At 42.4% G+C, this 24,653-nt stretch carries 23 protein-coding genes; 9 read left to right on the forward strand and 14 right to left on the reverse strand.

Features of this window, described 5'->3' with window-relative positions; genetic code table 11:
* Window positions 1-36 precede the first annotated feature (36 nt).
* Both ACFSQ3_RS02600 and ACFSQ3_RS02605 read right to left on the reverse strand, forming a co-directional pair.
* Window positions 37-813 (reverse strand): amidohydrolase, encoded by a 777-nt coding sequence (locus tag ACFSQ3_RS02600; RefSeq protein WP_380867230.1) that lies wholly within the window; start codon window positions 811-813, stop codon window positions 37-39.
* A gap of 72 nt (window positions 814-885) precedes the next feature.
* Entirely contained in the window at window positions 886-1,929 is a 1,044-nt protein-coding gene (locus ACFSQ3_RS02605; RefSeq protein ID WP_380867231.1) for a polyprenyl synthetase family protein, read from the reverse strand.
* Here ACFSQ3_RS02605 and ACFSQ3_RS02610 point away from each other — a divergent pair.
* Window positions 1,909-3,084 carry a glycosyltransferase family 4 protein gene (locus tag ACFSQ3_RS02610; RefSeq protein ID WP_380867232.1) on the forward strand — a complete coding sequence of 392 codons (1,176 nt, stop codon included), beginning with the start codon at window positions 1,909-1,911 and terminating at the stop codon, window positions 3,082-3,084. The genes ACFSQ3_RS02605 and ACFSQ3_RS02610 overlap by 21 nt on opposite strands.
* A gap of 63 nt (window positions 3,085-3,147) precedes the next feature.
* The gene (locus tag ACFSQ3_RS02615; protein ID WP_449329213.1) at window positions 3,148-3,480 is read left to right on the forward strand and encodes a metal-sulfur cluster assembly factor; all 333 of its coding nucleotides are present in this window, start codon (window positions 3,148-3,150) and stop codon (window positions 3,478-3,480) included.
* 84 nt (window positions 3,481-3,564) lie between these two features.
* On the opposite strand, the gene uvrC is transcribed toward ACFSQ3_RS02615, so the two are convergent.
* The 5 genes from uvrC to ACFSQ3_RS02640 form a co-directional block, all read right to left on the reverse strand.
* On the reverse strand, window positions 3,565-5,367 hold the full coding sequence (gene uvrC / locus ACFSQ3_RS02620) for an excinuclease ABC subunit UvrC (RefSeq protein WP_380867233.1): 1,803 nt from the start codon (window positions 5,365-5,367) through the stop codon (window positions 3,565-3,567).
* Window positions 5,368-5,376: 9 nt separating this feature from the next.
* Entirely contained in the window at window positions 5,377-7,626 is a 2,250-nt protein-coding gene (locus ACFSQ3_RS02625; protein ID WP_380867235.1) for a penicillin-binding protein 1A, read from the reverse strand.
* A 153-nt stretch (window positions 7,627-7,779) separates the two neighbouring features.
* Window positions 7,780-8,214, reverse strand: coding sequence for a T9SS type A sorting domain-containing protein (locus ACFSQ3_RS02630; RefSeq protein ID WP_380867237.1), 435 nt, complete (start codon window positions 8,212-8,214; stop codon window positions 7,780-7,782).
* 244 nt (window positions 8,215-8,458) lie between these two features.
* Window positions 8,459-10,168 carry an amino acid permease gene (locus tag ACFSQ3_RS02635; RefSeq protein WP_380867239.1) on the reverse strand — a complete coding sequence of 570 codons (1,710 nt, stop codon included), beginning with the start codon at window positions 10,166-10,168 and terminating at the stop codon, window positions 8,459-8,461.
* Between the two features lie 163 nt (window positions 10,169-10,331).
* The gene (locus tag ACFSQ3_RS02640) at window positions 10,332-10,520 is read right to left on the reverse strand and encodes a hypothetical protein (RefSeq protein ID WP_380867241.1); all 189 of its coding nucleotides are present in this window, start codon (window positions 10,518-10,520) and stop codon (window positions 10,332-10,334) included.
* A 91-nt stretch (window positions 10,521-10,611) separates the two neighbouring features.
* On the opposite strand from ACFSQ3_RS02640, the gene ACFSQ3_RS02645 reads away from it, so the two are divergent.
* The gene (locus tag ACFSQ3_RS02645; protein WP_380867243.1) at window positions 10,612-11,016 is read left to right on the forward strand and encodes a hypothetical protein; all 405 of its coding nucleotides are present in this window, start codon (window positions 10,612-10,614) and stop codon (window positions 11,014-11,016) included.
* A gap of 14 nt (window positions 11,017-11,030) precedes the next feature.
* On the opposite strand, the gene ACFSQ3_RS02650 is transcribed toward ACFSQ3_RS02645, so the two are convergent.
* A complete protein-coding gene (locus ACFSQ3_RS02650) occupies window positions 11,031-11,714 on the reverse strand; it encodes a hypothetical protein (protein ID WP_380867245.1) in 684 nt (227 codons plus the stop codon).
* Between the two features lie 169 nt (window positions 11,715-11,883).
* Between ACFSQ3_RS02650 and tyrS the strand changes: the two genes are divergently transcribed.
* Complete coding sequence (gene tyrS / locus ACFSQ3_RS02655; protein WP_380867246.1) at window positions 11,884-13,170, forward strand: tyrosine--tRNA ligase; 1,287 nt, start codon at window positions 11,884-11,886, stop codon at window positions 13,168-13,170.
* On the opposite strand, the gene ACFSQ3_RS02660 is transcribed toward tyrS, so the two are convergent.
* Window positions 13,171-13,872 carry a DUF4397 domain-containing protein gene (locus ACFSQ3_RS02660; protein WP_380867248.1) on the reverse strand — a complete coding sequence of 234 codons (702 nt, stop codon included), beginning with the start codon at window positions 13,870-13,872 and terminating at the stop codon, window positions 13,171-13,173. It lies immediately after the preceding gene.
* 155 nt (window positions 13,873-14,027) lie between these two features.
* Here ACFSQ3_RS02660 and ACFSQ3_RS02665 point away from each other — a divergent pair, with 155 nt between their 5' ends.
* Genes ACFSQ3_RS02665 through ACFSQ3_RS02675 form a run of 3 tightly spaced genes read left to right on the forward strand, consistent with a single transcriptional unit; the run spans window position 14,028 to window position 18,437 of the window.
* The gene (locus ACFSQ3_RS02665; protein WP_380867250.1) at window positions 14,028-16,712 is read left to right on the forward strand and encodes an FtsK/SpoIIIE family DNA translocase; all 2,685 of its coding nucleotides are present in this window, start codon (window positions 14,028-14,030) and stop codon (window positions 16,710-16,712) included.
* Entirely contained in the window at window positions 16,712-17,368 is a 657-nt protein-coding gene (locus ACFSQ3_RS02670) for a LolA family protein (RefSeq protein WP_380867252.1), read from the forward strand. Before ACFSQ3_RS02665 ends, ACFSQ3_RS02670 begins: the two co-directional genes overlap by 1 nt.
* A 28-nt stretch (window positions 17,369-17,396) precedes the next feature.
* Complete coding sequence (locus tag ACFSQ3_RS02675; protein ID WP_380867253.1) at window positions 17,397-18,437, forward strand: LacI family DNA-binding transcriptional regulator; 1,041 nt, start codon at window positions 17,397-17,399, stop codon at window positions 18,435-18,437.
* Here the strand turns inward: ACFSQ3_RS02675 and ACFSQ3_RS02680 are convergent.
* Genes ACFSQ3_RS02680 through ACFSQ3_RS02690 form a run of 3 tightly spaced genes read right to left on the reverse strand, consistent with a single transcriptional unit; the run spans window position 18,412 to window position 22,038 of the window.
* Window positions 18,412-19,998, reverse strand: a complete 1,587-nt coding sequence (locus ACFSQ3_RS02680) for an MFS transporter (RefSeq protein WP_380867255.1) — start codon at window positions 19,996-19,998, stop codon at window positions 18,412-18,414. The two genes, ACFSQ3_RS02675 and ACFSQ3_RS02680, sit on opposite strands and share 26 nt — an antisense overlap.
* A gap of 36 nt (window positions 19,999-20,034) precedes the next feature.
* Window positions 20,035-21,204 carry a mannonate dehydratase gene (gene uxuA / locus ACFSQ3_RS02685; protein WP_380867256.1) on the reverse strand — a complete coding sequence of 390 codons (1,170 nt, stop codon included), beginning with the start codon at window positions 21,202-21,204 and terminating at the stop codon, window positions 20,035-20,037.
* Window positions 21,205-21,216: 12 nt separating this feature from the next.
* Window positions 21,217-22,038 carry an SDR family oxidoreductase gene (locus tag ACFSQ3_RS02690; RefSeq protein WP_380867257.1) on the reverse strand — a complete coding sequence of 274 codons (822 nt, stop codon included), beginning with the start codon at window positions 22,036-22,038 and terminating at the stop codon, window positions 21,217-21,219.
* Window positions 22,039-22,177: 139 nt separating this feature from the next.
* Here ACFSQ3_RS02690 and ACFSQ3_RS02695 point away from each other — a divergent pair, with 139 nt between their 5' ends.
* Both ACFSQ3_RS02695 and ACFSQ3_RS02700 read left to right on the forward strand, forming a co-directional pair.
* Window positions 22,178-23,170: a PfkB family carbohydrate kinase gene (locus ACFSQ3_RS02695; RefSeq protein WP_380867259.1), complete on the forward strand. Its 993-nt coding sequence runs from the start codon at window positions 22,178-22,180 to the stop codon at window positions 23,168-23,170.
* A 23-nt stretch (window positions 23,171-23,193) separates the two neighbouring features.
* Window positions 23,194-23,841 (forward strand): bifunctional 4-hydroxy-2-oxoglutarate aldolase/2-dehydro-3-deoxy-phosphogluconate aldolase, encoded by a 648-nt coding sequence (locus ACFSQ3_RS02700; protein WP_380867261.1) that lies wholly within the window; start codon window positions 23,194-23,196, stop codon window positions 23,839-23,841.
* 89 nt (window positions 23,842-23,930) lie between these two features.
* On the opposite strand, the gene ACFSQ3_RS02705 is transcribed toward ACFSQ3_RS02700, so the two are convergent.
* Window positions 23,931-24,260 (reverse strand): type II toxin-antitoxin system PemK/MazF family toxin, encoded by a 330-nt coding sequence (locus tag ACFSQ3_RS02705; protein ID WP_380867263.1) that lies wholly within the window; start codon window positions 24,258-24,260, stop codon window positions 23,931-23,933.
* Window positions 24,245-24,457: an AbrB/MazE/SpoVT family DNA-binding domain-containing protein gene (locus tag ACFSQ3_RS02710; protein ID WP_380867264.1), complete on the reverse strand. Its 213-nt coding sequence runs from the start codon at window positions 24,455-24,457 to the stop codon at window positions 24,245-24,247. The genes ACFSQ3_RS02705 and ACFSQ3_RS02710 overlap by 16 nt, the downstream gene beginning before the upstream one ends.
* Between the last annotated feature and the right edge of the window lie 196 nt (window positions 24,458-24,653).

Below are 24,653 nucleotides of genomic sequence, written 5' to 3' on the forward strand. Positions count from 1 at the left end.
TATTTTCTATCTCAAATCAATCGCAAGATTGAGATGCTACAGGATCGTAAACTTATCCTGATCTTTTAAGAAAGGTAACTTTTCGCGCGTTTCAATAAGATCCTTCGGGTTCAAAGTAAACGTGTAAAGATCCTCATCTTCCGGCTTGTAGTAAACCACATCGCCAGCAGGAGAAATACACATTGAACCGCCCGAGTAATACACTTCATTACCATCGTGACCAACGCGGTTCACGCCAATAACAAAAGCTTGATTTTCTATGGCGCGTGCCGGAATCAAAGCTCGCCAATGTGCAGAACGCTTATCAGGCCAATTCGCGGTGTAAACCAATAAATCGTAAGCGTTATTTTCGTTACGTGACCAAACCGGGAAACGCAAATCATAACAAACCATCGGACAAATTCGCCATCCTTTAATGTTTAGCACAACGCGTGATGTTCCTGGCGAGAATAATTCATCCTCTTTGGCCATGCCAAATAAATGGCGCTTGTCGTAATGCACAAATGTGCCATCAGGCGACATCCAAACGAAACGATTGAAATACTTCCCTTCCTCCTCAATAATCAACGAACCTGCGACCACACAGTCGAACTTCTTGGAAAGATCAAACATCCAATGCATCGTCGGTCCGGACATCGTCTCAGCGCATTGTTCCACGTTCATCGTAAATCCCGTATTGAACATTTCTGGCAGAATGATTAAATCCGTCTTTTCCCGTAAAGCCGACAAACGTAAGGACAAATTCTGTAAATTCTTTTCTACGTTTTCCCAAAATAGGTATGCCTGAAATACGGTAACTTTAATTTGCTCCATAGTATTAAAACAATCGACACGCTGGCCGTCAAGTAGACAAATTAGGTAATTATTTACACTAATCCTAATACATTAATAGGTCCGAACCATCAGATTTTTCGCCAAATTCAACAAAGCTGCCTTTTGGGTATCCGCCACCGAAATGGCTTCCAAAGATTTATAAGCTTCGTCCGAATAATGCACTTTTAAGTTATCAGCAATCTCGCGAACGCCATACTTCGCATACAATTCTTTGGTTATCTGAATTTTGCGATCAGCATTTTTCTCTTCGATCAAACTTGATAATAATTCTCGGTCGGCATTGTTCGCCAATTGTTGCAAATGCAAACGTAAAATGGTCTTCTTATCGCACAGAATGTCTCCGCCGACTTGTTTACCGAAATTTTCTGGATTCCCGTAAACATCCAAAATATCATCTTGTAACTGAAATGCAATACCGAGATTAACACCAAAATCATAAATTAGCTTTTGCTCCTCCGAGGTAGCATCCGCCAATATCGCTCCCATTTGCAATGCTCCACCTAGCAAGACCGAGGTCTTTGCCCGGATCATGGCGATATACGCTTCTTGATTCACTTGCTCCTGCGTTTCAAAATCCATATCGATCTGCTGACCTTCGCAAACTTCCAAAGCCATTTTGTTAAATACCCGGAGCAAAGCTGGAATTTTCGTTGGCGCGCATCGAGCAATTTCCTCATAGGCTTTTACTAGCAAAGCATCTCCGGAAAGAATCGCCACGTTTTCACTCCATTTCTTATGAACGGTCATCGAACCTCGACGAAGCGGTGCTTCATCCATAATATCGTCGTGAATTAGTGAAAAGTTATGGAAATATTCTACAGCTAAGGCAGCCGGAATGGTCGATTCCATATCAGCACATGCAAACAAATCTGCACCTAACATGACCAGTAGCGGACGAACACGTTTCCCGGATAAACCAAGAATATAACGAATCGGATCGTATAGTTTTGGAGGGTTGAGCGGAAATTGAGCTTGCTCAATAGCGGCAGAAATTTGATTGCTGTATGTCGATTGTGTTAGCATGCGAAAGAAAATATGACGAATATACAAAAATAAGTACTTTTGACTATCGCCATGCGTATACTCATCGTTCATAACTATTACCAGGATGCTGGCGGAGAAGATGTTGTTTTCCAACAGGAATCTACTGCTTTGTCCGAAATCCGCGGGTATGATGTGCAAACTTTAACGTTCCGGAATAAAAAAGGTTGGCGCGGAGCATGGCAATTTCTTTGGTCGCCTTGGAATATTTTCGCAGCTAACAAGCTAAAAAAGCATATTCGTACTTTCCGGCCGGATATTATTCATATCCACAATACGCAATATGCTTGCGGCCCAATATTGATCCGAATTGCAAAAAATGCAGGTATTCCGGTGGTCATGTCGCTTCATAATTTCCGTTTACTTTGTCCTTCGGCAACCTTATTTCACCGCGGACAACTTTTCACGAAAAGCATAAAAGCTAGCTTTCCTTGGTATGCTATTCGACAGAAAGTGTTGGATAATTCCTTATTTAAAACTGCTTGGACGGCAATCAGTTATTGGTTGCATCGGAAGCTGGGCACGTGGCAATATGTGAGTCGATATTTAGTTTTAGCGGATTTCTCAAAACACCTGATTGAAAGCAGTTCCTTGGAAATAAATCCCGATAAAATACTTGTAAAGCCAAATTTTGTCAAGATTCAAGCGTTTGATGAACCTGTTACAGAACGATCGGATGATTTTTTGTACGTCGGTCGTCTTTCTGCCGAAAAAGGAATTTTGGAACTGATGCAAGCTTTGGCAAATACCTCACATACCTTGAAAATTGCGGGCGCCGGACCATTGCAACAGGATGTTGATCGTTTAGTAAGTCAAAACACAAACTTTGCTTATTTGGGTTCCTTGACAAAAGAAGAGGTTTACCAAGAAATGCGTGGATGCAAAGCGCTGATCGTCCCTTCTCTTTGCTACGAAGGTGGAGCGCCGTTGACCGTTATTGAAGCTATGATGGTGAGGACACCGATCGTCGCAAGTAAACTCGGCGCGATTGCAGATGTGATCATCGATAACGAAACGGGCTACACATTTGATCCGACTCAAGCTTCATCCATTGTCGCAGCGCTCGATCAAATGGAAAATGACTCATCGACCCATCGCTCCGCAATAGCTAAAAAAGCGAAAACTTTTGCGCTTGAGCATTACAGCGAACAGCATATCATGACCATATTACAACACGTATATGATCAAGTTTCTTCCACAAATGCGTAAATTTGGATTATGAGATATTATATAAATATTTCAGATGACCATTAAAAAACACATCATTTAGATATGAATCAAATCATTATCATGGATGCTCTGGGCATAGCGCCTCGCATCCGCGAAGTTTTGGAAACGATCTATGATCCGGAATTGAAACCCGCAAATATTGTGGATTTGGGTTTGGTGTATGAGATTATTACCAAAGAAGATAAAACGGCAAAGATTGTAATGACGCTAACAGCTCCAGGATGTCCGGTTGCAGGCGATATTATGGACGAAGTGCAACGTAAAGTAGCCGATGTCGATGGCGTGGAAAACGCAGTAGTAGAATTAACTTTCGATCCACCTTGGAATAGGGACATGATGTCCGAAGAAGCTAAGCTTGAGCTGGGATTTTTGTAGATTAAGCGGTTGATTTGTGAAGAAGTTTCTTTGAGATTGCTTCACCACTCGTTCCTCGGGCTCGCAAAGACAAAAATTTCATCACTAATTTTCTGCTTCCGCGAAGTAATTTCGAAAAGCCAACAACTGTTTTTTGTTGAGCAATTGAGAAAGCTCTTCATCACTTGCTTCGCGCGTTTTCTTGGCGGACTTAAACGTTTTCAACAGCTTTTCAACTGTTGTTTTTCCAATGCCCGGAATGTTTTCCAATTCGGATACAAACGTTTTCCGACTGCGTTGATTGCGGTGAAAGGTTATACCGAAACGGTGCGCTTCATCTCGCAGATGCTGAATAATCTTCAACGTTTCAGATTTCTTATCTAGATACAATGGATATTGATCACCGGGATAATACAATTCCTCCAAACGCTTAGCAATACCAATCACGGTTAATTGCTTATCAATCCCGAGTAAACGCAGGCTTCTCAAAGCAGCTCCTAATTGCCCTTTACCGCCATCGATAATAATCAATTGTGGCAGCGGCTGGTCTTCGTCCAACAACCGTCGGTAACGACGAAACACCGCCTCTTCCATGGTGGCAAAATCATTCGGACCTTCTACCGTTTTCACGTTGAAATGTCGATAATCTTTCTTGGAAGGCTTCGCGTCTTTGAAAACCACGATCGCCGAAACGGGATAATTTCCCTGAATATTGGAGTTATCGAAACATTCAATATGTTGTGGCAGCACATTCATACGCAAATCCTTTTGCATCTGCGAAAGAATACGTTCGGTTTTCAATTCCGGATTAAGCTTTTCATATTGATTCAATCGCTCCTTTTTGAAATAAGCGACATTTTTTAGGGATAAATCCAGCAACTTTCGCTTATCGCCGGCTTTCGGAACTAAGAAATGAAAATGTTCATCTTCCTGAATATCCAACTCAAACGGCACAATAATTTCGCGAGAAACGCTTTTAAATCTCGAACGAATTTCTGGGATAGCCAATGCCAAAAGTTCCTCATCCGACTCATCCAATCGCTTTTTCATTTCCAGCGTTTGGGTCTGAATAATTACCCCGTTCACGATTTTCAGAAAGTTAACGAAGGCATAACTATCTTCCGAAGCTATGCTAAACACATCCACATTCGTGATGGATGAACTCACAACCGTTGATTTACTTTGATAATTACCTAGTTTGTCGAGCTTCAATTTTAGGTTGTGCGCCAACTCAAAATCCATTTGGGCTACAGCGTCCTGCATCTGCTCTTTCAATCGACTGTTTACAATCCCGATCTTTCCATTTAGAATATCTTTGATATTCGCTAAATTTTGATTGTAGGATTCTTCGGATTGATAATCTTCGCACGGACCTTTACAGTTTCCTATTTGGTATTCTAAGCAAACTTTGAACTTCCCTTTCTCGACATTTTCTTTGGAAAGATTGAGATTGCATGTCCGTAACGGAAATAATTCGCGAATTGTGTCCAGAACAATATGCATCATGCCGACCGACGCATACGGGCCGTAGTAGCGTGAGCCATCTTTGATGTAGCGTCGGGTCCAATAAATACGCGGGAAACGCTCTTGCTTAATGACAATCCAAGGATATGTTTTATCATCCTTGAGCATGACATTATAGCGAGGCTGATGCTTCTTGATCAGGCTATTTTCCAACAACCAAGCATCAATTTCTGTATCTACGATAGTAAATGCAATCCGATTTATTTTTCGGACAAGTACGCGGGTTTTGCCATTGAGCTGATGCGGACTATTGAAGTACGAACCAACCCGATTGCGCAGATCTTTGGCTTTCCCCACATAAATAAGCTGTTCCTCTTTATCAAAATATTGATAAACACCCGGCTTATGCGGTATACGCGTTAATTCCTGCTTATAATCAAACACTTCACCTCCCTAAAACCCTAATCGATCGTCCTGCAATGGTGTTTCTTCGGGAACTCCAAAGAACTCTGTATGTCGAGCACAATCGATTTCGAACCGCGTGATTCCGCCTGGCGGCAATGGAAAATCTTCTTGCGAATAATTAAGTGCTTTATCGGCATAGACCTTACGCATAAACTTTCCAAAGACCGGCATCGCTGAACGTGCACCTTGTCCCAACGCTGTACTACTGAAACTAATTCCACGATCTTCCGCACCTGTCCAAACACCTGTTACCAATTCCGGTGTAATTCCCATAAACCAAGCATCCGCGTTATTATTCGTTGTACCCGTTTTACCGCCAATTGGGTTTTTCAAACCTCCAAAATCCGGATCCCAACGTAAACGACTACCGGTACCACCATCGACAACGCCTTTCAAAATATCGACCATCGCATAAGCGGTTTCGCTGTTAATTGCTTTCACCACTTTCGGTGCTTTCTCATAAATTGGCGCACCATTCTTATCCTCGACACGAAGTATCATCGTTGGCTCCACCCAAGTTCCATGGTTCACAAAGGCAGAGTATGCACCCACCATGTCGAAAATCGACGCATCATAAGATCCTAATGCGATAGATAAATTATTTGGTATATCCGAAGTAACTCCCATTTTGCGCGTAAACGAAGCTACGTTATCCGCACCGATTTCGTTAATCAAATAAGCGGAAGCCTGATTCTGCGAAAACTTAACCGCATTTTTCAATGTTATCGGATCTCCTCCACGGATCTCTCCGCGCGGGCTCCAACCACCAATATTCTGCTGACGATTTGGAATGGTATTGCACGGTGTATATCCATTATCGATGGCGCAAGCATATACAAATGGTTTAGCCGTCGAACCAACCTGACGTGTACCTAATTTTACTTGGTCATACTTAAAATGTTCGAAGTTGATACCTCCTACCCAAGCTTTAATATGTCCAGTTTTCGGTTCCATAGACATCATCGCATTACGCAAAATCAACTTTGTGTAACGAATGGAATCCAAAGGCGTCATTACCGTATCCAAATTTCCACTCCATGAAAACAAAGTCATAGGCACTGGCTTTTCAAATTCTTTCGCAATGTCGCTTTCCGACAAGCCTTCGTCCTTCAGCATACGGTAACGATCGGAGCGCTTCATACCACGCGCCAAAATCTTGGCATTCTCCCCCTTAAATGCATCGCGGCGGCGCCATTCCTTGCTAAACTCGCTTTGCAATTTGCTCATCCACTCCTTCTGTGCTTCTTCTGCATATTGCTGCATCTGATAGTTAATTGGCGTGTAAACGCGCAAACCATCACGATCCAAATCGTACGGCGTACCGTCCGGCTTGGTGATCGATAAGCGTTTGAATTCTTGACGAATTTGTTCTTTCAATACCGCCCTAAAATATGGCCCGATTCCTTCCGAATAGCTGGAAATACGCAATTGCAAATCCAATGGTTCCTTTTTGAAATCTTCGTAATCATTTCGACTTAAGAAACCTTGCTCTACCATATTATGCATTACCAAGTTTCTTCTGTTGATAGCATTTTCCGGATATCTTACCGGAGAATAAATACCCGGACCTTTCAGCATTCCAACTAATAATGCGGCCTGAGGTGCAGTCAATTGATCGGGTGTAGTATTGAAATATGTGCGAGCTGCCGATTTAATACCAAATGTGTTATAAGCACCGAAATCTACCGTATTGAAATACATCATGATGATTTCGTCTTTCGTGTAGTTACGCTCGAGGCGAACAGCGGTAATCCATTCCTGAAATTTCTGCATTACGCGTTTCAGGAAGTTTTTCTCCCTGCGTTCTGAGAAAAGATTCAATGCCAACTGCTGCGTAATTGTACTTCCCCCCTGTTTACTTCCGGCTAATGTGTGGAAAATGACGCTAATTGTGCGTGAATAATCAATCCCAGAATGTTGGTAGAATCGCTTATCTTCTGTAGACACTAACGCATGTACCAAAGCTGGCGAAAGCTCGCTAAACTTGACATTCGATCGATTGTGCACGTAATACGTACCTAAAACCTTGTTATCTTCGGTAATAATTTCCGACGCGAGGTTACTGTTTGGATTCTCCAAATCTTCGAAAGAAGGAAGGCGACCAAAGACACCGATACGAACGCTAACCATAAATAAGATCGCAAAAAGAACGAATCCGATAATTGCCTTCCAAAAAAGGCTGGTGTATCTTTTTATATCGTCAGCGGTAAGCTTGCTGTTTTTAGATTGTCTCTTCATAAAACAATTATATCAATATCTGCTGTTTTTCAATTACAAAAATATCATAATTTTCCGGAGCTATGCGTATAATTTTGCACAGCGCTCTTACAGAAAATAGTTTCTGTACAGATTGTTGGAAGGTTAAAAAGGGGCTGTATGTGTTATTTTGAGTTATCGTATGGAGATACGTTTGATGATTGTTTCCGAACCACATGTTACGCGCACGAAATAAAATCCTGCAGCAAGTTTACCGTTCGTATCAAAGCTTAAGCTTTGCACACCACCGTCCAACTCACCGTTCATCAAACCCATGACTTCATTCCCTAATGCATCCATTACTCGGATAGAAACATGGCTCAGTTTAGAAAGTTTGAAAGAAACCGCAACTTGCTCCGCAACGGGATTAAAAAACACCTTCACATTAGTAATCGCCTTATCGTTTATCTCCAAAATCGCCGAAGTTTGCGGTTTTTGCGCACGTGTTGCAACAAATGCGAGTTGATGATTAGAAAGCGAACTTAGTGATGTATCAGACGAAGAATGGAAGGAGAAGGTTTCGGACGCGTAAGACGTATGAATGGAGGTCATCAGTGCAATAGCACTCATGTAAAGCCATGTTCGCATGTACTTTAACCTCATTTTCATTATGCCTTGTTCGAATAAAATTTCATAAAACCTTCGGTTACCTTTAGAAGCATGTAGAAAATCCAACCTACTTCTATACAAAGATAACTTTTAAAGTGACATTTTGTTCAGTAGATTGGACTTTTTTTAAGGTCGTTAACAATTTTTAACGACACTTTACGTTGGCAATGACAAAAACTGCGTTTAAAGCACTTGAATAAGCTTTTTACGGCGCTTCCGTCGGATCTTCAATTGGCGAATTATTTAATTTAGAGTGTCGATATCCGTATGCGAAGTAAACCGCTAAACCGATTAATAACCAAATGACGAATATGATCCAATTACTTGCTCCTAGTTCGCTCATCAGGTACAGATTAATCAGAATTCCGATCACCGGCAACAAAGAAAAATTAAACCGAAAACTCATAATACTTAAAACGAACCATGTTGCCCAAAAGATGAAAATAAGCGAATTGTGCAATAGTGCGTTTCCAACTTCTCCATTCGAAAGGGCAACTAACGGCGCACCGTATTTGTATACCAAAAATAAGCCGACAAAAAAGCCTATTCCCACGATGTATTTACCATTGATATACGGCACACGGAACTTCGCCTTAGACGACAATCCGGCATGATCCATATACAAAACGCCACCACAAACCATGATAAATGCGAAGAATGTGCCTACGCTGGTTAAGTCTACAAAGAAATCCATCTTGAAAAATAATGCCGGAACGGCTACCACTAATCCAGTGACTATCGTGGCAAAAGATGGTGTCTTGTATTTCGGATGAATGGTTGCAAACTTCTTCCACAATAAGCCATCGCGGCTCATCGTCATCCAAATACGTGGTTGTGCCAACTGGAAAACCAACAATGCGCTGGTAATGGCGATTACAGAAGTAACAGACACAATGCCTGCCATGTGATCGAAACCTACATAGGAAAATACGTATGCCAAGGGATCTTTCACATTCAATGCACTATAATTTACCATTCCCGTAAGCACCAACGTGATACATACGTACAACACAGCGCAAATTAGTAGGCAATAAATCATCGCTCTGGGCAAATCGCGCTGCGGATTTTTACTTTCTTCAGCTGTTGTAGAAATAGAATCAAACCCAATAAATGCGAAGAACACGGCAGCGACGCCGCTTAACACGCCTTCCATCCCGTTAGGCGCGAATGGCGACCAATTCTCAGGCTTCACGAAGAAAATTCCTCCGAATATAACAGCTAGAATCACACCGATCTTAACCATCACCATAAAATTGCTGGCACGTCGTGATTCTTTGATCCCGATATAAACCAACCAAGTAACAAATGCGGTTATCAATCCGGCAGGCAAGTCGAAAATAATTGGAATCCCTCCGATTCGCGGAGCTGTTTCGTAAGCTTGCAAAGCAACACGCTCAATTCCTTCCAAATTATCGATTCCTACTAACTGCATTTTTTCATAAGCATCCAGCGCGTAAGCCGGCGCCATCGTCAGCCATTTGGGAACTATGAGTCCAAATCCTTCGAGCATGGAAACAAAATATTGCGACCAGGAAATAGCCACCACCATATTAGAAACGGCATATTCCAGCACGAGCGCCCAACCAATGATCCATGCAAATAACTCCCCGAACGACACATAAGCATACGTATAAGCACTTCCAGAAACCGGAACTGCACTCGCAAATTGAGCGTAGGATAAAGCGGTAAAAACGCAGGCGAATGCAACGAAAAGAAACAATAAAGAAATAGCAGGACCACCATTGTAACTCGCCAAACCGATGGTACTAAATATTCCGGCACCAACGATCGCAGCGATTCCTAATGAAACTAAATCGCGCACGCCAAGCACGCGAGCCAAACCGGAACCACCTTTTTGGGAGTCAAGCAGAATTTGATCAATACTTTTCTTACGGAAAAGCTTGTTTTTACTCATAGAACAATGTGTTAGTCAGCTTAAAGAAGTTGCTTTTAATTATCTTCAATCGACTACAAATGTCTAAAAATTATCGGTTAAATCAGGAATAAAATTCAGCGAAGTCCGAAATACAGCAAGATACATTGCATGACAGACGCCTTAGCTAATGTAGTTTTACTGGCTAAGAATTCCTCGCCCGACGTTCTTGTTCCGCGCGATAAACCAGATACCCGAATCCAATTGAAGCGACTATCGACAAGGTCATTCTAGCCCATTTTTCTTCCATAGCTGCATCGACGATCATGGCGAGATTATATCCTACAGCAAGCCAAAGAAATACGGTGTTCGGTTTTTTAAATTTGATCGGCATAAAACGTTCTTTTTTAAAATGATTTCGAGGTTGTTTAGCTTACTTAAACAACAAACTTAACAAAAACGGAGTTTAATACATAAAACGGTTCATGAAACTTCCTCGTACATTCTACATCCTCCTCCCACTAATCGTTCTCGCCTGCGAAAAGAATGACACCGATGTGGATGCATTATATCGACGTTGGGACTTCCAACGACAAGATCGTGTTTATAACGAAAACCCGGGCGATCCGAATAGCTCTCCAAAAAGATCTTCCTATTCTTATGATGATGACGATTATCAGCGATTTTATAAGTTTCATGCCGATCAATCCGTAGATAGCCACAATGGGCCCGGCATTTTCAGAACCAGTGGTGATTCTCTATATCTTGATTTCAACGGAAATATTAGTGGATTTCGATATGCTCTCCGCAAGCGAGAACTGAGCTTAACACAGACAATAACTGACTCTGGTCACTACGAAGAGGTAACTTGGGTACTGCGTGCCAGATAATTGGAGCGATCAAATTATTGACCTATGGTTAATCGATCATTGACGAATTTGAATATGTCTCGAAAATCCGGAAGATGATTCTCCGTGTAGCTTCGTAATGCTTCCGTCAACGCTAAATGATCCGGAGTTTCCACATCAAAGTGCCAAACACGCTTGCAGATATTGAACAGCGGAACTGAAAGCCGAGATAAATCGGCATACTCATGCACGTATTTCCAACTCAAAAACTGATCGTAGAAATGGAAGAACTTGGTCGTATCTTGCAAACCAATAATTTCTAAAAACCGTTTCAAAATCGACCGATTGACATGTTCTAAATGTTCGTAAAAACGATTCACATTAACCATTTTGTACTCGATCAATAAATGATCTAACAACAGCTCAAGCGAGATGTGCCCGAGAAAGGATGCTCGAATTGGCAAATGCGAAACAATGGGATCAAGTTGCTTTCTCAACTCGTGGTTGTGTTCCAAAAAAAATGGGCTGCTGTGAAAAACTTTATCGACTTCCACGTGGCGATACCAACCTTGGTATATTTCCACCATCATCGGATGCACAAAAATCTGTTCTTCGAAACGATTCGGATGAAAGACATATTCTTTGTCGGCATTCTTCAATAAATCCGGCAGTAAACACCCCACCACCCGAGCCGACTCAGATGCATAACGCTCGAAATAAAAGTGGGAAAGAAAGTTCACGGATTTATGATTTGTGTTACCGAATTAAATAATGGTAAGATACGCTTTAAGTTTTATCTTTGCAATCTTAATAAACGTTTCGAATATGCAATGTCCATGATTGCCGAATACAATCACGCATGAATATCTGGACATTCCATAGGACCTTTAAAAGACAAATGATATACATATGAATTTTGTAGAAGAATTGCGCTGGAGAGGCATGCTTCAAGATATAATGCCGGGCACCGAGGATTTGTTGAATAAAGAGAAAGTTGCCGGATATATCGGTTTCGATCCAACAGGAGATTCGTTGCACGTTGGGCATTTGACACAAATCATGACATTAATCCATTTCCAAAGCGCGGGACACAAACCTGTTGCATTGGTTGGTGGTGCTACCGGCATGATTGGTGATCCTTCTTTCAAATCGGCGGAACGCAATCTGCTCGACGAAGCGACGTTGCAGCACAACTTAAATAGCCTGAAAACACAATTAGCGAAGTTCATGACATTTGGCGAAGGCGAAACCGATGCCAAAATGGTCAACAACTACGATTGGTTTAAAGATTTCGGCTTTTTGGAATTCATTCGTGATGTTGGAAAATTGATCACGGTCAATTACATGATGTCCAAAGATTCCGTAAAGAAGCGTTTGGACGGAGAAAGCGGTCTTTCTTTTACGGAATTCACTTACCAGTTGATTCAAGGTTACGATTTCTACTATTTGTGGAAGCACCATAACTGCAAAATCCAAATGGGCGGTTCGGATCAGTGGGGAAACATTGTGACGGGAAGCGAAATGATCAGACGTCAGGATCAAGGAACGGCGTATGCACTTACCACGCAATTGATCAAAAAATCGGACGGACAAAAGTTCGGCAAGACCGAATCTGGAGCAGTTTGGTTGGATGCGAAGAAAACGTCGCCTTACAAATTCTACCAGTTTTGGTTGAATGCGACCGACGATGATGCAAAAAGCTGGATTAAAATCTTTACGTTGAAAACGAAAGAAGAAATCGACGCAATCATCGCGGAACATGAGCAAGCGCCGCATTTACGCGTTGTTCAAAAAGCATTGGCGCAAGATATTACCATTAGAACGCACTCGGAAGAAGCGTACCAAACAGCTATTAAAACATCGGATTTCTTGTTCAACAATGGCTCGTTGGATTTCCTTTCGTCGCTGAGCGAAACAGAAGTTCGTGAAGTTTTCGAAGGACTTCCGCAGTACGATTTAAATCGTCAGGATTTAGAAAATGGCATCAACATTTTGGATTTGCTAGCGGTGAATACGCAGGTTTTCCCTTCAAAAGGAGAAGCGCGTAAAATGCTACAAGGTGGTGGCGTTTCGATCAATCGCGAAAAGATGATAGATATTGAATTATCCGTTTCTTCCGCTCAACTGATTGACAACAAATATTTAATCGCACAACGCGGTAAAAAGAATTACTACCTTATTGTCGTGAACGACTAACTAAGGATGTTTAATTACCGAAAATATGGCGTTTGATTGTTCAGACGCATTCAAATTTCCTGTCAGCCAAATGGTGTAAACACCACGGTTGACAGGTTTAAAATCAAAAGTTTTACTTGCTCGGCTTTTTCCCGAACCGCTAAACTGCAAGGCAAATTCTCCCATCTCAAAAGTTGAAAAAGTCGACATTTTCCCGATTTCCACCGCAGAAAAAAATCGACTGATATCATCGTTAGTTCCTAAAGAAACGGCTGATCCATTTGGCGCTGTATTCGCAAACCGCAACTTGAATTGTCCATCTTTTGGCAACAACAAATCATCCTCCACCAAAGAAAGCGTAATCGGATTTCCAGCCGTTAGAAATAAAGAATAATTTTTACCTGCCAACAAATCCACATCAAGCGCAGGCGGCTTAATGGTTTGATTTCCTGTTCGCCAGCTTACTTGCAATTTTCGTTTGCCCGGATACACCGTGCGATGGCGCAGCACTTCTCCATAACGGAAATTTTCCGTTCCGCTATTTTGTCGCTCGCCGTTCAGCAAAACATCCATCTGATCGGATCCCAAAACGCCATTGAAAACCGCCAATACAGCCATGCCATTCGGATCAAAATCTTGCTGATTGTTCGACAACAAATCATCATTAGAACAAGAGAAAAGTATTCCGCTAAATAGTACCAAAAAGGACAACCAATTTTTCATGACCATATTTCATTAAGCTACTCGATCTGATACCGAGTCAACAAGCAAACGAAAGCTATGCAGTTCGTGCTACAATATACAATTTCGAGTCCTTCGTCAAACGGTAGTCTTGTCTATTTTTAGTAAGTTTGTAGAAGGCATAAAGTGTCGTTTACATGGCAAGAGGAAATACATTTAAAAGTGGCAATAACAATACGGTGGGAACGCGACGAGCAAAAAGCGCGACAACTTCCACCCAAACTCCAAAAAAATCGTTTCGGAAAATAGATTTCACCGAAGGCCAACAAAAGGTCATGAAGGTAATCGGTCTTTTTCTATTAATTACCTCTGGGTTATTTGCGGTAGCGTTTGTCTCCTATCTATTTACTTGGAAAGCCGACCAAAGTTATATTTACGTAACGAACGGCGGGTGGAATACGCTTTTTAATAGTTCGGAAGAATTGATGGATGAGAATCTAGAGATTCCTGTCATTGAAAATAAACTGGGCAAGTTCGGCGCACTATTAGCGAATCAATTCATTTTTGAATGGTTTGGTGTCGCATCTTTCCTATTCATTCTAATACTCTTTACGATCGGTTATCGTATGCTGTATTTGCGTGCCATCTTGCCGGTTTGGAGAACGACGTTGTACTCAGCCATCGCTATTGTTTTTGTATCCTTAACATTGGGTTTTCTACAGGATTTCATAACCGATAGCCCACATATTTTAGAAGGTAAATTTGGTTATTGGACGAACCAGATTTTAAAACTCCAGATCGGAACAGCAGGCGTTGGCGGTATACTACTTTTTGTGCTTTTGGCCGCTTTAATCCTCATTTACAACTTTGATTTAAAAATTTCGTTCCGTAGCCAACGCGCAGAACAACTTTATGATGAGGATGATGATTTGGAAACCGACGATCAAGATTCTTCGGAAACGCGTCCTGCTGGAAGCAATAGTTTTAATAACAATCGCATTGAGCCGCGCGAACGCCTGCAACAAGTGAGACCGCGCAATGAAGAAATACTTCCCGAGGAAGCTTTCGAGAAGAAAGAACTTGTTCCGGCTTCCACGAACGAGGAACCACGTGCAAACACGATGCGTCCTACAGCGGATGAAAACAGTATTTCTTTTGATTTAGTGAATGCCACGGAGCCAGAACCAACAACGACAGCTGCTGCCGCCACAGCATCCAGCGATGCGATTGCACTAACGGTTGAGCCCACAGCTGAATCCAAGGAAGTAGTCGAAGAAGAAACCGAGGATGACGCGTTAGCGTTGAAAGTGGAAGCCGTTAAGGAGGAGAAGGCTGTCAGCGCAAATGATTTAGTGGCGCAATTTGGGGAATACGATCCGAAATTGGATTTATCCGGTTATCAGCATCCACCGTTGGATTTACTAAAAGATTACGGTTCCGGAAAAATTACGATCAATCAGCAGGAACTCGAAGCAAATAAAAACAAGATTGTAGATACGCTGCGTAACTACAGTATCGAAATCGAACATATCAAGGCAACCATCGGTCCGACGGTAACCTTGTACGAAATCATCCCAAAACCTGGCGTTCGTATTTCTCGAATCAAGAATTTGGAAGATGATATTGCGTTAAGTTTGGCCGCATTGGGGATTCGTATTATTGCGCCGATGCCGGGTAAAGGAACGATTGGTATTGAGGTGCCAAATAGCAATCCGGAAATGGTTTCTATGCGTTCGGTAATTGCCACCGAAAAGTTCCAAAAAACGGACATGGATTTGCCGATTGCATTAGGTAAAACGATTTCCAACGAGGTTTACATTGCCGATTTAGCGAAAATGCCGCACTTGTTGGTAGCCGGAGCGACCGGGCAGGGTAAATCCGTTGGTATCAACGCGATCTTAACTTCGTTATTATACAAACGTCATCCCGCAGAACTAAAATTCGTTTTGGTCGATCCGAAGAAAGTCGAGTTGTCGTTGTTTAAAAAGATCGAGCGCCATTTCTTGGCGAAACTTCCGGGCGAGGATGATGCGATCATCACGGACACGAAAAAGGTAATCAACACCCTGAATTCATTATGTATTGAAATGGATCAACGTTATGATCTATTGAAAAATGCACACGTTCGTAACCTAAAAGAATATAACCACAAATTTATCAACCGCCGATTAAACCCTGAGGAGGGACATCGATTCTTACCATTCATCGTACTTATTGTCGATGAGTTTGCAGATTTGATGATGACGGCAGGTAAGGAAGTGGAAACACCGATTGCGCGTTTGGCGCAATTAGCCAGAGCGGTCGGTATTCACTTAGTGATAGCTACTCAACGTCCTTCCGTGAACATCATCACCGGTACGATCAAGGCAAACTTCCCGGCACGTTTAGCGTTTCGGGTGCTTTCGAAAGTGGATTCCAGAACGATTTTGGACTCCGGAGGTGCTGATCAGTTGATCGGTCGAGGTGATATGTTGTTAGCAACAGGAAGCGATTTGATTCGTATACAGTGTGCTTTTGTGGACACACCGGAGGTAGATCAGGTTTCCGATTTCATCGGCGAGCAACGTGGTTATCCATCGGCGCATTTGCTGCCAGAATATGTGGATGAAAACGGAGAAGGCAGCAGCTTAGCGGATTTTGATTTATCCGATCGGGATGCATTGTTTGAAGATGCGGCACGTTTGATCGTGATGCATCAGCAAGGATCAACCTCACTAATTCAGCGAAAGCTAAAACTAGGTTACAACCGTGCTGGGCGAATTATTGATCAATTGGAAGCGGCCGGCATTGTTGGCGCATTCGAAGGCAGCAAGGCGCGTGAGGTGCTCTATCCGGATGAATATTCGCTGGAGCAGTATTTAGAAACTTTAAGAAACGGTTAATGAAGAACGTAGGAAAGATTTTGGGATGGGTACTCGTTTTTGTACTAGTAAATTACACTGCGACGGCGCAAAATAAAGATGCGGCAGCGAAAGCAACGTTGGATCAGGTATCGAAGAAATATGATAGCTATCGTACAATTATGGCCGATTTTAAGTTTGAAGCTACACAAACTGACGGGCAATCTTATGCGGATGCAGGATCATTAAAGTTGGACAAAGGCGGAAATCAATATCGAATCAAATTAGATGCGCAGGAAATTATCAGCGATGGAAAATCGGTATGGTCGATTTTACCTGACGACAAGGAAGTGCAAATTTCGGAAGTAGATAACAGCGCAGAAACGCTCGGCCCAGAAAATTTATTTAGTTTTTATCGCAAAGGCTATAGCTATAAGGCGCTGGCAGATGAGCGTGTGGGTGCTCAATCCTTGAAATCCATTGAGCTTATGCCGACTGAACAATCGTCGAGCTACGCGAAAGTGAAGATCCGAATTAACAAGAATAATCACATTCACGATATCAGCGTATATGACAAAGCAGGATCAAAATTTACTTATACAGTGACAGCGCTTTACGTTAATCAAAGCATTCCGAAAAGCACATTTACATTTCAAAGAAATCAATATAAAGGTTTTGAAATGGTTGATTTGCGTTAAGTAAACTTAATCCTGAAGACTCTATCTCATGGCAAATATAACGTTAAAGCAGTTGGCGAAGATGCTCGGCATATCGGTTTCTTCGGTTTCCAAAGCGCTTAATGATAGTCATGAGATCAGCGAAGAGACCAAGATAAAAGTACGGAAACTAGCTAAACAAGAGGGTTATCGACCTAATATGTTTGGCAAAAGCTTAAAAACCGGAAGGACAAATACGGTCGCTGTCATTATTCCCTACCTAGCTAATCCGTTTCAATCTCAAATATTGGAAGGCGCTCATCAAGCAGCTTACGCAAACGATTACAAACTTATTTTCATTCAAAGTCGAGAAGATCAAGAAATCGAACGAGATTTATTGCATTCGCTGATTGACCAACGGATCGACGGAATTATCATTTCGCCTTCGGCAAATAGCGATCCGACTTTCCTACGCGCTATCAATGAAGAAGTTCCGATCGTTTTAATTGATCGCATTGATTTTGACGTAGAAACACATAAAATTGGCGTGGACAATGAGCGCGGTGCTTTTGATGCGACGGAGCACTTGATCGCTTCCGGCCGACGTGATATACTGGTATTGAATGGCAAAGGTTTGGGCGTTACGCAGAAGCGAACTTCCGGCTATCAAAAAGCATTGTTGGCAAATTACATTCCCTTTCGATCAGAATACATCGTCGAAATCGACTACCAACAATCGAAACAAGAAATGGCCGATGAGCTACGCCAAATTCTAAAAGAAAAACTGCAGATGATGCCAGATAAAATCGGTTTACTGGGCAATACGGATGTGTTGACCGTAACTGCTTTGGCCGTTTTAGCTGACCTTGGAATAGAGGTGCCTAATCAAGTGGCCGTGATTGGCTTCTCCAACACAGAAGCTGCAGAAGCGATGAACCCATCCTTGTCAACCGTTGTTCAGCCAGCGATTGAAATGGGACGATTGGGTATCGAAAAATTGATTGAACTGATTAAGTGCAAAAACAGGAATCAACTTAACCCGACTATCACAACGTTGGCTCCAATTATGGCATTGCGAAAATCAACTAAAGTTCTACCTGCTTCATCTTAGGAACTAGCAATTTCATCACCACCCAAGCAGCCAAATAGGCCACGCCGCAAAAGGAGAAAATTATGATATAGCCTGTATTGATTCCATTAGTTACCACGTCCCCAGTAGCCGACAATTGCTTCAAAAATTCTTCGACGTTAGCCACGCCGCTCTGTTCCAATAAAATCTTTTCACTTTCCAAATCTTGGAATTGTGGGTAAGCTACTAGCAAAGATTGACCATTAACTTCACTCCAATTTCGCTCCGCGTAATCGAACAGCACGCCTGATAATTTATTAATCAAAAAAGCGCCAATTCCACCCGCTAAACCGCCAATACCAATCACGGTAGCAATCGCCTTCTTCGGAAACATATCGCCGACTACAGAATATAAATTGGCCGACCAAGATTGATGAGCTGCTGCTGCGATACCAATTAGAATGATTGGAATCCAAAAGGTAATATGTCCCAAGGGCTGCGCAAACAATACCACCAACGGAAAAAACGCAAAAATCAGCATAGCACGCATGCGCCCAGCGTAGGGGTTCAGTCCTTTCTTCTCTACGAAATAAGTCGGCAACCAACCGCCAATAATGGACAGCATCGTAATGCTATACAACACGAACAAAGCAATTTGTCCGATGAAATCAGAAGATTTAATGCCGTAAACAGCGCTCAAATATGCTGGCATCCAAAATAACAGAAACCACCAAACGCCGTCGGTCATAAATTTACCTAACGCAAATGCCCACGTTTGACGATAAGTCAAACATTTGGTAATCGTCACTTTCTGTTCTAAAATGGCTTCATCTTCGACCAACGGCAATGATTCTTCCTGATCAATGGTGAGCACATTGTCTTGCTGAATGTAAGCTAATTCTTCAGCACTCACTTTAGGATGTACTTCCGGACGATCGTACATGAACGTCCAAAATCCCATCCAAATAAAACCTAGCGCACCGATCACAATAAACGACATTTCCCATCCGAGAAGTTCCGCGATATAAGGAATAGTCAAGGGTGCCGCTAATGCGCCAACTGTTGTTCCAGCATTGAAAATACTTGTCGATAGCGCACGATCTTTCTTCGGAAAGTACTCTGCTGTCGTTTTGATCGCCGCTGGAAAATTCCCGGCTTCCCCGACCGCCAGCACAAATCTAGAAAAGATAAAAAGCACTACGCTGACGTTCACTACGCGCGAGAAATCGTGCACCCGCGCAATGGCTTCTTTCGCGCCTTCGAATCCTACAAACCATTCTCCTGCTACGATTCCGGATGTTGCGATACCACAGAATGCATGCAAAATCGCACCTACTGACCAAATACCAATTGCCCAAAGAAAACCTTTTTTCGTACCCATCAGATCTACGAAACGGCCAGCTACCAACATGCTTATCGCATAGAAAATGGAGAATAATGCCGTAATATTCCCGTAATCATTGTTTGTCCAGTGAAATTCCGGAGCAATGAAATCTTTCCACGTCAGCGACAATACCTGCCTATCCAAATAGTTTATGGTCGTTGCAAAAAAGAGCAACGCACATATTACCCATCTGTAGTTTCCTTTTGGTTTATTGATCATCTTTTAGGGTTTATTTTGGCTTTAGGGCTGGCCGATTTAAGTAGTTTTTGAATAGATCAATCCAACCTCCAAACCGCGCAATTCCGCCAATCCACGTAATCGGCCAATCGCTGAATACCCGGGATTTGTTTGCTTATGAAGATCATCAAGCATTTGATGTCCGTGATCGGGACGGTATGGGATGGGTTGATCGCGCTTCTGGTTTTCCTCAATAAAAATATCAAGCACACGCGCCATCTCCACATCACCGTCTAAATGATCAGCTTCAAAAAAATTGCCGATCGTATCCTTTTTTACATTTCTGAAATGCGCAAAATGTACACGGTGTTTGATCGCTTCTGCAATAGCGGGAACATCATTCTTCTGCCCTGCGCCCAACGAACCGGTACAAAAACAAACCCCGTTGAAGTTCGCATCCACACCTTCGATAATATTTTTATAATCTTCCAAGCCCGAAGCAATACGCGGTAAGCCTAAAATTGGATACGGTGGATCATCTGGATGAATCGCCATTTTCACGTCGTATTCCTCACAAATTGGTTGTATTTCTCGAAGAAACCAAAGCAAATTATCCAGCAAACCAGCCTTGCCAATCGAGCTATATGTAATTAAGCTTCGCTGCAAATCTTCCAATGTGATGTCCTTTTCACTTGGAATGCCCATTAAGATCACACGGTTCAATTCCTGAATATCTGCTTCGCCGAATGTAGCAAATCGTGCTTTTGCTTCTTCTACCACTTCCTTCGGATAATCTTGCTCGCCGCCTTCGCGTTTTAGCACGAACAAATCAAACGCAGCTAGATCAATCCAATTGAAGTATAAAGCTTTTGCGCCATTTGGCATTTCCAAATCTAATTTGGTACGTGTCCAATCTAGCACAGGCATAAAATTATAAGTGATGATCTTAATGCCGCATTGTGCCAAGTTACGTAAGCTCTGCTTATAGTTGTCAATGTATTTCGCCGCATCTTCGGCTCGCGTTTTGATCGCCTCATGCACAGGAACACTTTCCACGACCGACCAAACTAATCCTGCGGATTCAATAATATTTTTTCTATCCTGAATATCCTCAATCGGCCAAACTTCTCCATGTGGAATATGGTGTAACGCGGTCACAATGCCAGATGCTCCAGCTTGCTTCACATCTTGTAGGCTGACGGGATCCTGCGGCCCATACCATCGCCATGTTTGTTCAAATTTTTGCATAATTATTTATTTTTAGACTCCCGACCAAGCATTAAATCCACCATCCACATAAACCGTTTCCCCGTTCACAAACGCCGCAGCATCGCTAAGTAGGTACACTAAAGTTCCACAAAGTTCCTCCGGATCGCCTAATCGGGAAAACGGCGTGCCACAGACAAATTTCTGTGCTCTTTCCGTGTAGGAGCCGTCGGGATTCGTCAATAAGGTTCTGTTTTGTTCCGTCAGGAAAACACCAGGCGCAATGGCATTTACCCGCAGCTTATCGCCATATCGCAATGCCAACTCAGACGCCATCCATTTGGTAAAACCAACCACACCATTTTTTGCTACGGTGTATCCCAATACGCGGGTAATAGCTTGGCTGGATGATAGCGAGGCAATGTTAATAATGCTTCCCGAACCTTGATCGGCCATCACTTTCCCGAAAACGTGTGTTGGCACGATCGTACCAAACAAATTTAATTCAATCGCTTTCAATGTATCTTGTACGTTTGAAGCAAATATATCTTGGTCTGGACCGATGGTCGCTCCCGGAATGTTACCTCCGGCAGCGTTTATTAAACCATCGATGCTCCCCCATTTAGACAAAATAAGATCGCGCGCATCTTTCATCGATTCTTCATTAAGCACATCTGCGACAACTACCATCGCTTCACCGCCTAACGATTCGATCGAAGCCAATCGCTCCGCTGCGCGCTCCGCATTTCTACCTACGATGGCTACTCTCGCACCAGCTTCCGCCAACGCGATCACAAAACTTTTACCGAGAATGCCTGTCGCTCCGGTTACAACAATAACTTTACCCCGCAGGGAAAACTTATTCAATATGCTCATTTGGTTTACTTAGCGTTTATAATGTTCCAATTATATCAAAATAAGTCCGCACCTAAAAGAATTACTTACGCTAACGTTTGCGAGAAATTATCGGGAGATATTCGATAGCTATGAAAAAGAAAATGTACATTAGGTTATTATGAATAAAGTGCTTTGCTTTGGAGAAATTCTACTCCGCCTGCAATCTGCCTCAGGCGGCCAATTATTAGGAAAAGGCCATAATCAGTTGAAAGTTTATCCCGGCGGATCCGAAGCTAACGTGGCGGCAGGATTGGCGCAAATGGGCACTCCGGTGGCTTATTGTAGCGCATTTCCCGATAATGCTTTGAGTTCGGAGATCAAAAACGAAATGGCTCTTTTAGGTGTCGATACCGAGAAAAGCATGACGTTTGGCGATCGCATCGGTAGCTATCTCTTGCTATCTGCAAACGGGCTGAGCCAAGGCGAAGTGATTTACGATCGTAAATATTCTAGCTTCAGTCAGTTCGCCATCGAAGATATTGATTTCGATGAACTTTTCGCCGATATCGATTGGTTTCACTGGACGGCATTGTCACCAGCGCTGAACGAGCATATTGCGGAATTGATAGAGCCCATTTTGGCCGAAGCGAAGAAAAGAAATATCACCATTTCCGTAGATTTAAATTACCGAAGCAAGCTGTGGCAATACGGGCAGGAGCCGATTGACGTGATGCCAAAGTTGGTGGCTTATTGTGATGTACTAATGGGCAATATTTGGGCGGCTAATAAAATGCTGGGTACGCCAGTCAGCAATGATTTGGATCGTCAAACGTCCTCGGAAAGATACTATAGCGAGGCGAAAGAATCGGCAAAAGCAGTATTTGCTTCCTTTCCAAACGTGCAACACGTTGCTTACACATTTCGGTTCATGGACAACCCAAAGCACAATCTATTTTACGGCACCTACCACCGTCGAGATATCGATACGCTATCTGCCATTTACGAAACCGAAGATGTGGTAGATCGGATTGGAAGTGGCGACGCCTTCATGGCTGGATATATCCATGCGCTAAAGCAGCACATGGACGCTCAATTAATTATCAATATCGCTACAGGCGCAGGCTTTCAAAAGCTATTTGTAGAAGGCGATTTTGGAAACGGAAAATTTTAACAGAAGAATAAGTCGAATGACCAATGAATAATTTATTAACGCTTATACAACAACACCCGGCCATTCCGGTGTATTATCACGATGATGCTGCAACTTGTTTACAGGTTTTAGATGCCTGTTACAAAGGTGGAATTCGTGTTTTTGAGTTCGTAGCCCGTGGCTCAAAAGCCGTGGAAAATTTCGAAGCACTATTAGCGCACAAGCGCTCCCACTACCCTGATTTGGCATTAGGTATCGGAACGATCAAAACAGCCGAACAAGCGAAGCAATTTGTGGGTTTGGGAGCAGAGTTTATCGTGAGTCCGATTGTTGTTCCTGCGATAGCAGACGAAACGTTGGCGAAAGGTATTGATTGGATTCCAGGATGTATGACGCCGACAGAGATTGCGCTAGCAGAAACATTAGGTGCTTCGTTGGTGAAATTGTTTCCCGGCGATAGTTTAGGACCAAAATTCGTAAAAAGCATCAAGCCGTTATTCCCTGCGTTGAAGTTTATGCCCACAGGCGGTGTAGAGGTTGAGGAAGCGAATATTGCGAACTGGTTCGATGCTGGTGTATTTTCCGTTGGTTTAGGATCAAAGTTATTCGCCAAGCCGGAGGATGCCTCGAATGAGAATTACGATTGGTTAGCGGATCGTGTAAAGCTATTGATGAGTTTGGTGGGGAGATAGATATTTTCGTTTTTTGGGATTTCCTATTGCCGATTTTGTTACAAATTTCGAAGCTTCCTCTTAGAATCAAATTAGGAAATGTGATGCTACTACAATTCGAACATCTCGATGAGACAATCACAAACTTCGGTTTGCACAACTGGATCTAAAACAGCAATTCTATTAAGCAATCGAATTTGATCGACCGCTCGAATCTGATCTAAGCAAACTTGTGCGATTTTACCTTTAACCTTACAGGTAATCCTTGACGGATAGTTTCGAATCGTAGTAGTAAGTGGAACAATGATGGTGGTCTGTAATGCGTCGTTTATTTCATCGGGACTTATGATAACGCAGGGTCTTTTCTTATTGATTTCGCGTCCGACCGTAGGGTTCAAATCGACATAATATACTTCAAAACGTTTTACTCCCAAGTCCATTCCTCCTCATCAAATTTATTTGACATATCTTCTGGAAAAAATGCCTGCTCCTCCGAATTGGATGCTAAAAATTTTTGACTCCAGTCTGCTCTAGGTTTAGCGATTTTTTCGATGACAATTTTTCCGCGATCTGAAGTAATTTTCACTTCCATAGCATCCTTCATATCATTAGCTTCCAAAATTGACTTAGAGATCACAACCCCCGACGAATTTCCTATTTTTCTAATTTTAGTTATCATAGCGATTCCTTAAACATAATAAATTATAACGAAGTTAAAAATAAAGTTATAACAATATAATAACATTTAGAAATATTGATTTTCAACTTACAAATAGCGGTATCAAAAAAGCCCGTGAAATAACTTCACGGGCTTTATAATTTATAATTACGAT

Origin of the sequence: Sphingobacterium corticis (assembly GCF_042684745.1) — a bacterium.
GTDB classification, from domain to species: Bacteria; Bacteroidota; Bacteroidia; order Sphingobacteriales; family Sphingobacteriaceae; genus Sphingobacterium; species Sphingobacterium corticis.